General features: G+C 62.5%; 10 protein-coding genes. 7 read left to right on the top strand and 3 right to left on the bottom strand.

Features of this window, described 5'->3' with window-relative positions:
- Positions 1 to 204 precede the first annotated feature (204 nt).
- Complete coding sequence (locus AC0L25_RS01945) at positions 205 to 1,068, bottom strand: prephenate dehydratase (RefSeq protein ID WP_473593968.1); 864 nt, start codon at positions 1,066 to 1,068, stop codon at positions 205 to 207.
- Positions 1,069 to 1,096: 28 nt separating this feature from the next.
- On the bottom strand, positions 1,097 to 1,825 hold the full coding sequence (locus AC0L25_RS01940; protein WP_473593967.1) for a 3-deoxy-manno-octulosonate cytidylyltransferase: 729 nt from the start codon (positions 1,823 to 1,825) through the stop codon (positions 1,097 to 1,099).
- Between the two features lie 193 nt (positions 1,826 to 2,018).
- Here AC0L25_RS01940 and AC0L25_RS01935 point away from each other — a divergent pair, with 193 nt between their 5' ends.
- From AC0L25_RS01935 to AC0L25_RS01905, 7 genes are all read left to right on the top strand, one after another.
- The gene (locus tag AC0L25_RS01935) at positions 2,019 to 2,687 is read left to right on the top strand and encodes a c-type cytochrome (protein ID WP_473593966.1); all 669 of its coding nucleotides are present in this window, start codon (positions 2,019 to 2,021) and stop codon (positions 2,685 to 2,687) included.
- A 159-nt stretch (positions 2,688 to 2,846) separates the two neighbouring features.
- The gene (locus AC0L25_RS01930) at positions 2,847 to 4,724 is read left to right on the top strand and encodes an extracellular solute-binding protein (RefSeq protein WP_473593965.1); all 1,878 of its coding nucleotides are present in this window, start codon (positions 2,847 to 2,849) and stop codon (positions 4,722 to 4,724) included.
- On the top strand, positions 4,724 to 6,610 hold the full coding sequence (locus tag AC0L25_RS01925) for an extracellular solute-binding protein (protein WP_473593964.1): 1,887 nt from the start codon (positions 4,724 to 4,726) through the stop codon (positions 6,608 to 6,610). Before AC0L25_RS01930 ends, AC0L25_RS01925 begins: the two co-directional genes overlap by 1 nt.
- 279 nt (positions 6,611 to 6,889) lie before the next feature.
- Positions 6,890 to 7,984 carry a microcin C ABC transporter permease YejB gene (locus tag AC0L25_RS01920; RefSeq protein ID WP_473593963.1) on the top strand — a complete coding sequence of 365 codons (1,095 nt, stop codon included), beginning with the start codon at positions 6,890 to 6,892 and terminating at the stop codon, positions 7,982 to 7,984.
- A complete protein-coding gene (locus AC0L25_RS01915; protein ID WP_473593962.1) occupies positions 7,984 to 9,123 on the top strand; it encodes an ABC transporter permease in 1,140 nt (379 codons plus the stop codon). Before AC0L25_RS01920 ends, AC0L25_RS01915 begins: the two co-directional genes overlap by 1 nt.
- Positions 9,120 to 10,751: an ABC transporter ATP-binding protein gene (locus AC0L25_RS01910; RefSeq protein WP_473593961.1), complete on the top strand. Its 1,632-nt coding sequence runs from the start codon at positions 9,120 to 9,122 to the stop codon at positions 10,749 to 10,751. Before AC0L25_RS01915 ends, AC0L25_RS01910 begins: the two co-directional genes overlap by 4 nt.
- Before the next feature lie 31 nt (positions 10,752 to 10,782).
- Positions 10,783 to 11,724, top strand: coding sequence for a 2-hydroxyacid dehydrogenase (locus tag AC0L25_RS01905; protein WP_473593960.1), 942 nt, complete (start codon positions 10,783 to 10,785; stop codon positions 11,722 to 11,724).
- Here AC0L25_RS01905 and AC0L25_RS01900 read toward each other — a convergent pair.
- A complete protein-coding gene (locus AC0L25_RS01900) occupies positions 11,721 to 12,053 on the bottom strand; it encodes a hypothetical protein (protein WP_473593959.1) in 333 nt (110 codons plus the stop codon). The two genes, AC0L25_RS01905 and AC0L25_RS01900, sit on opposite strands and share 4 nt — an antisense overlap.
- Positions 12,054 to 12,129 lie beyond the last annotated feature (76 nt).

The following is a 12,129-nucleotide window of genomic DNA, read 5'->3' as shown; positions in this document are numbered from 1 at the left end:
AGGCGCATGAAGCTTGTCCGCCGCAGCGCCGCGCCAACCAAACCGCTTGGCGCTGCGGCGGACAGCACAGGGGGAAAGTGTAACCCATGTATCCGGTTCAAAGTGTTACCCATCTATCAACTGGACACCGGCAGGGCGATGAGGGGCAGCGCAAGCGCCAAACAAGGGCGGCGCTAACTCCGGCAGCATTGGAGCTCACAGATCCTAATCCGCCACCTTCCATTGCTCGCGCGATTCGCTGGCCGGATAGACGCCGAGGATCCGCATTTCGCGCGAGAAGAAGCGCAGCTCATCAAGCGCCAGCTTTACCAGCGGATCGTCGGGATGGCCCTCGATATCGGCGTAGAACAGGGTCGCGGTGAATGCGCCGAGCTGGTAGCTCTCCAGTTTGGTCATGTTGATGCCGTTGGTGGCAAAGCCGCCCATTGCCTTATAGAGCGCGGCCGGCACGTTGCGGACGCGGAAGATGAACGTCGTCATCATCCTGGCGTCGGCCGAGGGACGTTCGGCCCACTGCCTGTTCCTGGTCAGCACGACGAAGCGGGTGACGTTGCTGTCGGTGTCCTCGACATTCTCCTCGATGATGTCGAGCCCGTAGAGCGTCGAGGCCAGGGCCGGCGCCAACGCAGCCATGGTGCGGTCCTTCAGCTCGGCGACCAGCTTGGCGGCGCCCGCCGTGTCGCCGGCGACCACCGGCTTCCAGCCGTTCTTGCGGATGTATTTGCGGCATTGGCCGAGCGCATGGATGTGACTGTGCACGGTCCTGATCTCGTCGCGCCTGACGCCCGGCAAGACCATCAGCTGGAAATGGATCGGCAGGAAATATTCGCCGACGATGTGCAGCTTCGATTCCGGCAGGAGGTGGTGGATGTCGGCGACGCGCCCGGCAATCGTGTTCTCGATCGGGATCATGGCGAGGTCGGCCTTGCCGGTCTCGACCGCGTTGAAAGCATCCTCGAAAGTCGGGCACGGCAACGGCTCCATATCAGGGAACATGTTGCGGCAGGCGGTGTCGGAATTGGCGCCCGGCTCGCCCTGGAAGGCTATTCTGTTGGTTTTTTCGCGCATGCCAAATGTCTCGGGTTGACCAGATGTTTCAGATTGAAAGGAGGGTTCTGGCGCGTTCGAGATCGTCCGGCGTGTCGACGCCGAACGGCGCCGACTGCACGATCTCAGCGTCGATGCGCATGCCGGCCTCCAGCGCCCGTAACTGCTCGAGCTTCTCGCGCCGTTCCAGCGGCGACGGCTGCAGCGCGACGAAGCGTTCGAGTGCCGAGCGACGATAGGCATAGAGGCCGATGTGATGGTAGAGCGGCCCCTCGCCCCAGGGTGCAGTGGCACGGGTGAAGTAGAGCGCCCGCAGCCGTGTCTCCGACAGCGGCGAGCCGACGATCTTGACGACATTCGGATTGGTCTTTTCCTCGTCGCGGACGATCTCGATGCCGAGCGTGGCGATGTCGACCGTCGCATCCTCAAAAGGCCTCAGTGCGGCATTGATGATGCCGGGATCGATGGTCGGCAGGTCGCCCTGCACGTTGACGATCGTTTCGACCTTGCGCCCAGGATCCAGCGTGGTCAGCGCCTCGAAGATGCGGTCCGAACCCGATTCATGGCCGACGCGCGTCATCACCGCCTCGAAACCATGCGCGCGCACAGCCTCCGCCACGCCCTGGGTATCGGTGGCGACCACCACCCGGCCGAGCCCCGCCTCGGCGGCGCGGCGGGCGACATGGACGATCATCGGGAGGCCGGCGATATCAGCCAGCGGCTTGCCCGGCAGGCGGGTCGAGGCCATGCGGGCCGGGATGAGGATGAGCGTGGACATCGGGTGATGAAGCGTCCGAAAAAGAGGAAGGGAAAAGTGGCAAAAGGTCTCACTGGAAGCGCCCTTATAGGTGTTGCAACGCCAGAGCAAAAGACCTAGTTTCCGCCCGATTTGACCGCCTCGCGGGGTGGTTCACGATTACCGACGGACGGAGTGGACAGATCGGTCCGCCGGAAAAGGGAGCCTGGGGCGTATGGACTCTTTCGAAATCAACAAGCTGATCGGCGGCCTGCTCGGAACCGTGTTCGTCGTCTTCTCGGTCGGCATCATATCCGACGCGCTGTTCGCCTCCCCCGCACCGGAAAAACCCGGCTTCGCCATTGAGGCCACCGAGGAGCCTGCCGAGGGCGGCCCGGCAGGCCCCGCTGCAGAAGCCAAGCCGATCGCCGACCTCCTGGCCAACGCCAATGTCGAGGCGGGCGCCGCCGTGTTCAAGAAGTGCCAGGCCTGCCACACCGGCGAAAAGGGCGGACCGAACAAGGTCGGCCCCGACCTCTGGGATATCGTCGACCGCCCCGTCGCCGAGCATGGAGGCTTCGCCTATTCGGCCGGGATGAAGGAGTTTTCCAAGGGCGGCGCCGAAAAGTGGACCTACGACAACCTCAATCACTTTCTCCTCTCGCCGAAGAAGCTCGTGAAGGGCACGGCGATGGGCTTCGCCGGGCTGCCGAAGGATGAGGACCGCGCCAACGTTATCGCCTATCTGCGCACGCTGTCGGACAGTCCGAAACCGCTGCCGACGGCTGGCGCTTCAGCGGCTGCGCCTGCACAGGGTGAGGCACCGGCCAAGCCAGCCGAGGGTGCAGCCCCGGCCGCACCGGCGCCGGCCCCTGTTGCTCCCGCACCAGCTCCGGCGCAATAACGCAATAGTAATCGAAACATTCCTTGAAAAAGCCGGGTTCAGCCCGGCTTTTTTAATGGGAAAAGCGCATGTGCGGCGACAAAGCCGGCCTGTCGCGGTTTTCATGAGCGTCAAATGATCTAGATTGTCCGCTAACAGCTATCGCAAAGAGGAGAAGGCATGACGGTTGGCCGAACGTTTCTCAGTTCGATGCTGGTTGCGGCGGCTTTTGCCGGCGGCCTGCCGGCAGCCTTCGCGGACGAATGGCGCACCACCTCGTCGCTGATCGGCGAATCCAAATATGGCGGCAACTTCCAGCACTACGACTACGTCAATCCGAACGCGCCGAAGGGCGGCACGCTGAATTCGGTGGCGCCTGGCACTTTCGACAGCTTCAATCCCTATATCGTCCAGGGTTCCTTCGCCGCCGGCTTTGCCCCGTTCGGTGGCGGCCTGCTCTACGACACGCTGATGGAGCAAGCGACCGACGAGGGCAGCACCAGCCATCCGCTGATCGCCAGCGCCTACAAACATCCGGACGACTATTCCTCGGTGACCTACCGTCTCGACCCGCGGGCGAAATGGCATGACGGCAAGCCAATCACCACCGACGACGTGATCTGGTCGTTCCAGGTGCTGAAGGCCAACAGCCCGATGTACAGCCGCTATTTCGAGAATGTCACCGATGCGATTGCGGTTTCCGACCGCGAAGTCGAGTTCCATTTCGACCAGAAGGGCAACCGGGAGCTGCCGAAAATCCTCGGCGATCTGGTCGTTTTGCCCAAGCACTGGTGGGAAGGCACCGACGCCAACGGCAAGAAGCGCGACATCACCAGACCTACGCAGGAGCCGCCGCTCGGTTCCGCCGCCTACAAGATCGCCAGCTTCAAGCCGGGTTCGGAAATCGTCTGGCAGCGCGTGCCCGACTACTGGGCCGCCAAGCTGCCGGTGAAGATCGGCCGCGAGAATTTCGACACCCAGCGTTTCACCTATATCCTCGATGAGAACGCGGCTTGGCAGGCGTTCACCAAGGGTGGGCTTGAGGACATCAACGCGGAAAACAGCTCCAGGCGCTGGTCGACGGCCTATGATTTCCCCGCGATCAAGGCAGGCGACGTCATCAAGAAGGAGTTCAAGACCGAATCGCCCGAGCCGATGCAGGGTTTCGTGCTTAATCTGCGGCGCCCGCAGTTTCAGGATCGACGCATACGCGAGGCGCTGACCAACGTACTCGATTTCGAAAGCATGAACCGTACGCTGTTCTTCGGTCTCAACACCCGTACAAGCAGCTACTTCCAAGGCACGGAACTGGCATCGAGCGGCCTGCCGCAAGGCAAGGAGTTGGAAATCCTTGAGCAGTATCGAGATAAGCTGCCGCCGGAGCTGTTCACAAAGGAGTTCAAACTCCCAGTCTACGATTCCCCGCAGGCCGAGCGCAAATACCTGAAGGCTGCGGTAGACCTCTTCGCTCAGGCCGGTTGGGTCATCAAGGGCGGCAAGATGGTCAACGCCGAGACCGGCCAACAGTTCAAACTGGAAATCCTTGGACGGGACCCGAGCGACGAGGTGATCGCCAATCCCTATGTCGACAGTTTGCGCAAGATCGGTATCGATGCCGCGCTTCGCATCGTCGACCCCAGCCAATATGTGAACCGTACCCGCAGCTTTGACTTCGACGTGGTGACGGGGATGTTCGGACAGTCGGATTCCCCCGGCAACGAGCAGCGCGATTTCTGGAGTTCAAAAGCCGCCGATGCACCTGGCTCCCGCAATCTGATGGGTATCAAGGACCCGGTCGTCGACGCGCTGGTCGATCGCGTCATCTTCGCCACCGACCGCGACGATCTGGTTGCCGCAACACATGCGCTCGACCGGGTGCTGTTGTGGAGCTACTATGTCGTGCCGCAATGGCACAGACCGGTGATCTGGCTGGCCTACTGGAACAAGTTCGGCATTCCGGAGAAGCAGCCGGCCTATTCCGGCGTGGATACGAATTCCTGGTGGATCGATGCGGACAAGGAAAAGGCGCTGGCGGCAAAATACAAGAGTGGCAATTGATGGCGGCGCTTCCCTGCCGCGCCGCTCTGGCCCGCCGCGACTTTCTGGTCCTGGGCGCCGCGGCCACGGCGGCAGCACTACTGCCCGGCCGGGCCTTCGCCGCCATCCCGACCGGCGTCAAGCTGCACGGCCTGTCGGCCTTCGGCGACCTCAAATACTCCCCAGGTTTCACGCATTTCGACTATGTCAATCCGGACGCCCCAAAGGGCGGCCAGATGAATTTCGCACCGCCGAACTCCACCTTCAATCAAAGTTTCCTGACGTTCAACACGCTGAATTCTCTGGTGTTGAGGGGGGAATCGCCGCCGCGCACCGAACTCTGTTTCGATTCGCTGATGGCAAGCGCACTCGATGAGCCGGATGCGGTCTATGGCCGGCTTGCCGCAACCGTTACCTTGTCGCCGGACCGCAATGGCTTCCGCTTCATCCTGCGACCGCAAGCGCGCTTCCACGACGGCTCGCCACTGACGGCGGAGGACGTCGCCTTCGCATTGAAGCTTTACAAGGACAAGGGCCACCCGAACCTCTCCCAGGCGCTGCGGCATATGACGGGGGCGGTCGCCGTCGATCCGGCAACCGTCAACCTCACCTTCAACGGCAAACAGTCGGCGCAGAATATCCTCGCGATCGTCGCCATGCCGATCGTGTCCAAAGCCTTCTATACGGCCAACGAATTCGATGCCTCGACAATGACACCGCCGCTCGGCTCCGGACCTTACAAAATAGGGCGCGTGGCCGCCGGGCAGACCGTCGAATATGAGCGCGTCGCCGACTATTGGGGCAGCGATCTGGCGGTGAACCGCGGCCTCTACAATTTCGACCGTCTCCGCATCGATTTTTACATCAATCGCCAGGCGGCGTTTGAAGCCTTGAAAAAGGGAGACACGCATTTTCGCGAGGAATTTACCTCGCGGGTATGGGCGACCGGTTACGACTTCCCGGCGCTGAAGGACGGCAGGGTCGTCAAACGCGAATTTCCCGGCGAGAAAACGCCATCCATGCAGGCAGTCGCGCTGAACCAGCGTCGTCCGCAATTCCGCGATGTGCGCGTCAGACGGGCGATCGCCAGTTGCTTCGATTTCGAATGGACCAGGCGGGTTCTGTTTTACGGCTCCTACGAGCGCTCGCAATCTAACTTCGAGCGGTCGGATTACAAGGCCGAAGGCCTGCCCTCGCCCGAGGAATTGGCCCTGCTGGAGCCGTTCCGAGCCGAGTTGCCGCTGGAAACTTTCGGCGAAGCGGTGATGCAGCCTGTCTCCGATGGTTCGGGCCACGACCGTAAGCTGCTGCGCGCGGCTTCGAGACTGCTTGCCGAAGCCGGCTGGAAGCGGTCGGGCAATTTCGTCGTCAATGAAAAGGGCGAGCGACTGCGGGTGGAAATGCTGGCCGAGGACGACGGCATCGTTCGCCTTTTCTCCCCGTGGGCCGAAAACATGAAAACGATCGGGATCGACGCTTCGATCCGGCAGGTCGATTCGACGCAATACGAAGCGCGGCAGAGCAATTTCGACTTCGATTTCAACCTGCTCGCGTGGTCGATCGGGGCGACGCCGACTGCCGACGGCCTGGAGATACTCTATCACTCCCGGATGGCGAAAACGCCGGGGATGCGCAACTATCCCGGCACGGAAAGCAAAGCCATCGATGCGCTGATCGAGGCAGCCGGCAAGGCGCAAAGCCGAATCGAACTGGTCACGGCGCTCAAAGCGCTCGATCGGGTCTTGCGCGCGCGGCTAGACTGGATTCCAACATATTATCTCGCGAATCACCGAGTAGCCTATTGGGACATGTTCGGCTTTCCCGAGCACAAGCCTGATTTCGGCTTTCCGGTCGAGGCGCTGTGGTGGTTCGACAAGGACAAGGCGGCAAAGATTGGCAAAGGGTGAATTTCCTGCGGGCGTCGGCGCCGCCCCTCACCTGCCTGCCGGCATCCTCTCCCCGTATAGCGACGGGGAGAGGAGCGCTCTCATCGAGGGTTTCGCCAATCACAAGCGTGGCAGTAAAAGCGCCGAGATTGCGGCCAGCCCCTTTCTCCCCGTCACTATACGGGGAGAAATGTCCGGCAGGACAATGAGGGGCGGCGCTGCCGTCGACAATTGGTCTGAAGCAATTGCCTTGGGCGGCCGTCGAGACGCAGTGCTCTTCCTCAAGGAGGACAATTTCTGATGGGCGCCTATATCCTGCGCCGCATCCTGCTGATGATCCCGACCCTTTTCGGCATCATGGCGGTGTCCTTCGCCGTCATCCAGTTCGCGCCGGGCGGGCCGGTCGAGCAGGTCATCGCCAGGCTGACCAACCAGGGCGGCAGCGATCGTCTTGGCGGCGGCGGTGGTGACGCCGGCGGCAGCAATGTCGACGTGGCCGGCGACGTCGGTTCGAAATATCGCGGCGCGCAAGGGCTCGACCCCGAATTCATCGCCAAGCTGGAAAAGCAGTTCGGCTTCGACAAGCCACCGCTCGAGCGCTTCGGCATGATGTTGTGGAATTACATCCGGTTCGATTTCGGCGATAGCTATTTCCGTGACATCTCGGTGATCGAGCTGATCCTGGAGAAGATGCCGGTATCGATCTCGATCGGGCTGTGGATCACGCTGCTGTCCTACCTGATCTCGATCCCGCTCGGCATCCGCAAGGCAGTCAAGGACGGCTCGGCATTCGACGTATGGACCAGCGGCGTCGTCATTGTCGGCTACGCCATTCCGGGCTTCCTGTTCGGCATCCTGCTGATGGTGCTGTTTGCCGGCGGATCGTTCTACGACTGGTTCCCGCTGCGCGGCATCACCTCCGACAATTGGGAGCAGCTGTCCTGGCCGGCGCGGATCGTCGACTATCTCTGGCACATGACCTTGCCGCTGACGGCGCTGGTGCTGTCGGCCTTCGCCACCACGACGCTGTTGACCAAGAATTCGTTCCTTGAGGAAATCCGCAAGCAGTATGTGGTGACCGCGCGCGCCAAGGGCCTATCGGAACGGCGGGTTCTCTACGGACACGTCTTCCGCAACGCCATGCTGATCGTCGTTGCCGGCTTTCCCGGCGCCTTCATCTCGGCCTTCTTCACCGGCTCGCTGCTGATCGAGAACATCTTTTCGCTCGACGGCCTCGGCCTGCTCGGTTTCAGGTCGGTGGTCGAGCGCGACTACCCGGTGGTCTTCGCCAACCTCTACATTTTCTCGCTGCTTGGCTTGATCGTCGGGCTGCTGTCCGACCTGATCTATACCTGGGTCGACCCGCGCATCGACTTCGAGCGGAGAGACGTCTGATGGCCGAGGCCGCAGCCGAAACGGCGCCGGACCGGGTTGCCCGTCCCTGGCTGTCGCCACTCAACCAGCGGCGCCTGCAGAATTTCAGGGCCAACCGGCGCGGCTATTGGTCGTTGTGGATCTTTCTTGTGCTTTTCGTGCTGTCGCTGTTTTCCGAATGGATCGCCAACGACAAGCCGGTCCTCGTTTCCTACAAGGGCGAGATCCTGTTTCCGGTCCTGGTCGCTTATCCCGAGGAGAAGTTCGGCGGCTTTTATGCGGTAACCGACTATCGCGACCCGGTCATCCAGGACGAGATCAATGCCCATGGCTGGATGATCTGGCCGCCGGTCCGCTACTCCTACCGGACTGTCAACAACGCCATTCCCGAGGCGGCGCCCACCAAGCCGTCCTGGCTCTATGACGTCAAGACACGTTGCAACCAGTATCCGCAAGGTGCCGCCGATCCCAATTGCGTCGTCGGCAACTGGAACTGGCTGGGCACCGATGACCAGGCACGCGACGTGCTGGCCCGCGTCATCTACGGTTTCAGGGTCTCGGTGCTGTTCGGCCTGATCCTCACCGCCGGCTCGGCGCTGATCGGCGTGACGGCCGGCGCATTGCAGGGCTATTTCGGCGGCTGGACCGACCTTCTGTTCCAGCGCTTCATAGAAATCTGGTCGGCGATCCCGGTGCTCTATCTGTTGCTGATCGTCGCCGCCATTCTGCCGCCCGGCTTCTTCATCCTGCTTGGGCTGATGCTGCTGTTCTCCTGGGTGGCGCTGGTCGGCGTGGTGCGGGCCGAGTTCCTGCGCGCCCGCAACTTCGAATATGTCAACGCGGCCCGCGCGCTCGGCGTGCCCAACGGCACCATCATGTTCCGGCATCTGTTGCCCAACGCCATGGTGGCGACGCTGACCTTCCTGCCCTTCCTGCTCAGCGGCTCGATCTCGACGCTGACCTCGCTCGACTACCTTGGCTTCGGCCTGCCGCCCGGCTCGGCCTCGTTGGGCGAACTGCTGAAGCAGGCGCAGCGCAACCTCAACGCGCCATGGCTGGGCATTTCCGGCTTCGTCGTCATCTCGCTGATGCTGTCGCTGCTGGTCTTCGTCGGCGAAGCGACCCGCGACGCCTTCGATCCGCGCAAGACGTTCAGATGAGCGAAGCCCCTCTCCTCTCCGTGCGCGATCTCAGCGTCGCCTTCGCCCAGGAAGGCCGCCAGTCGATGGCCGTCGACCACATCTCCTTCGACATCGCCAAGGGCGAGACGGTGGCGCTGGTCGGCGAATCCGGCTCCGGCAAGTCGGTCACGGCGCTGTCGGTGCTGAAGCTGCTGCCCTATCCGGCCGCCAGCCATCCGTCGGGAAAGATCCTGTTCCAGGGCGCCGACCTGCTCGCCACCGACGAGAAGGCATTGCGCCGCGTGCGCGGCAACAAGATCACTATGATCTTCCAGGAGCCGATGACCTCGCTCAACCCGTTGCACACGATCGAGCAGCAGATCGTCGAGGTGCTGACGCTGCACCAGGGGCTGGGCGACCGCCAAGCCAAGGCGCGCACGCTGGAACTGCTCAACGAGGTCGGCATCCGCGAGCCGGAGAAGCGGCTCGACGCCTATCCGCACCAGCTTTCCGGCGGCCAGCGCCAGCGCGTCATGATCGCCATGGCGCTGGCCAACGAACCGGAACTGCTGATCGCTGACGAGCCGACGACGGCACTCGACGTGACCGTGCAGGCGCAGATCCTCGAACTGCTTGCGGAGCTGAAGAGCCGCAAGGGCATGTCGATGCTGTTCATCACCCATGATCTCGGCATCGTCAGAAAGATTGCCGACCGGGTCTGCGTGATGACCAAGGGCAAGATCGTCGAGACCGGGCCGACGAAAGAGATCTTTGCCAACCCGCAGCACACCTATACGCGGCATCTTTTGGCCGCCGAGCCGAAGGGCAAGCCGCCCGCCGCCAACGCTGCCGCTAGGCCAGTGATGACCGGCCAGGACATAAAAGTCTGGTTTCCGATCAAGAAAGGCTTTTTCCGGCGCACCGTCGACAATGTGAAAGCCGTCGACGGCATCGACGTCACCGTGCGCGCCGGCCAGACGCTCGGCGTCGTCGGCGAATCCGGCTCTGGCAAGACGACGCTCGGCCTGGCGCTGGCCAGGATGATCTCGTCGACCGGGACCATTCAGTTCAACGGGCGTGACATCAACGAGCTGTCATTCAACGCCATGCGGCCGCTGCGGCGCGAGCTGCAGATCGTCTTCCAGGATCCGTTCGGGTCGTTGAGCCCGCGCATGTCGGTCTCCGAGATCATCGAGGAAGGGCTGAAGATCCACGAGCCGAAGCTGTCGCCCGATGAGCGCGACAAGCGCATCGTCGATGTGCTCGGGGAGGTCGGGCTCGATCCCGCCACGCGCAATCGCTATCCGCATGAGTTTTCCGGCGGCCAGCGCCAGCGTATCGCCATCGCCCGCGCCATGGTGCTCAACCCTCGCTTCGTCATGCTGGACGAGCCGACCTCCGCGCTCGACATGAGCGTGCAGGCCCAGGTGGTCGATCTTCTGCGCAGCCTGCAGGCGAAGCACGACCTCGCCTATCTGTTCATCAGCCACGATCTGAAGGTCATCCGCGCGCTTGCCAACGACGTCATCGTCATGCGCAATGGCAGGATCGTCGAGGCCGGCCCATCCGAACAGATTTTCGAACGGCCGCAGACCGACTATACCAAGGCGCTGATCTCGGCCGCATTCAGGATCGAAACCGCGCCGGTCGGCATCGTCAGCGAGTAGCCTGTACCGCATAAAGGAAATAGAATCCGCAATGGAAAAAGGCCGTGTCCTGCTTGCCCTTACCGGTATCCATCCAGGCCGTTGGCGCGAACTGTTGTCGGCCGAACGCGAAGTGGTGCTCGAGCCGGACGGCGCCAGCGATCCTTCAATCACCTATGCGGTGGTTTGGAAGCAACGGCCAAACCTTCTGTCGTCGCTGCCCAATCTGCGCGCTGTCTTTTCGATCGGCGCCGGCGTCGACCACATCTTCGCCGATCCCACTTTGCCCGACGTGCCGATCGTCAAGGTCGTTGCCGACAATCTGACCCAATACATGACCGAATATGTCGTCTGGCGGGTGCTCGATCACCATCGCCAGGGCATGCTCTACCGGTCGCAGCAGCAAAAGAAGATCTGGCACGAGCCGCCGCAGCGGCCGGCCGGCGACATCTCCGTCGGCATCATGGGGCTCGGCACGCTTGGCCGCGCGGCGGCGTCGGTGCTTTTGTCGCTCGGTTTTGCGGTCAATGGCTGGTCGCGCAGCGAGCGGCCGATGAACGGTGTTTCGGCCTATGCCGGCGAGGCCGGATTGATCCCGTTCCTCAACGCCACCGACATTCTGGTGGTGCTGTTGCCGCTCACGCCGCAGACGCAAGGCATCATCAATTACGGCGTGCTGAAGGAGCTGAGGAAACGCAACGGCCTCGGCGGCTCGGTGCTGATCAATGCCGGACGCGGCAAGTTGCAGAAAGACGCCGATGTTCTGCGTGCGCTGGAGGACGGCACGCTCAAGGAAGCGAGCCTCGACGTGTTCGAGGTCGAGCCGCTGCCGAAGACCAGCCGGCTATGGAACCACCCGAAAGTGTTCGTGACGCCGCACGCGGCGGCGACCTCCGACCCCGTGCATCTGGTGCCGATCATGCTGCGCCAGATGGCCGCCTTCGAGCGCGGCGGGAAGCTCCAGAATGTCGTGGATCGCAACGCGGGATATTAACCCGGCTTGCCACATTCGCGGCGGGCGATCGACCGGTTCATGGCGTCGATCCGGCCGCTTGCCTGTTCGATGTCGCGCTGGGCCTTGGAACGCACGTCCGGCGTGAACGGGCCAAGGCCCACCCCGGGATCGGAGAAGGACGGCTTGGCGTCCTGTGGAAGGCGGTATTGCTGCGCCAGCCGGTTGCGTTGCGCCAGCAATTGATTGCAGGGCACGCTGTCATATTGCAGCGAGGATTGGACGTTCGCGTCCTGTCGCTCGGCAATCGAGGTGCCGACGCAGCCGGCTATTGCCAGGCAAGATGCCAAGACCACCAAGTTCCAGCGCATGCAACGTCCTCCGTGTCGGTGTCCTGCCCGTTCGGGCATGCGTATCGGACTTGTTCGCAGCCGCCGCCACGCGTGG

This window comes from Mesorhizobium sp. WSM4813 (assembly GCF_055811555.1).
This window is presented reverse-complemented; position numbering and strand designations above follow the sequence as displayed.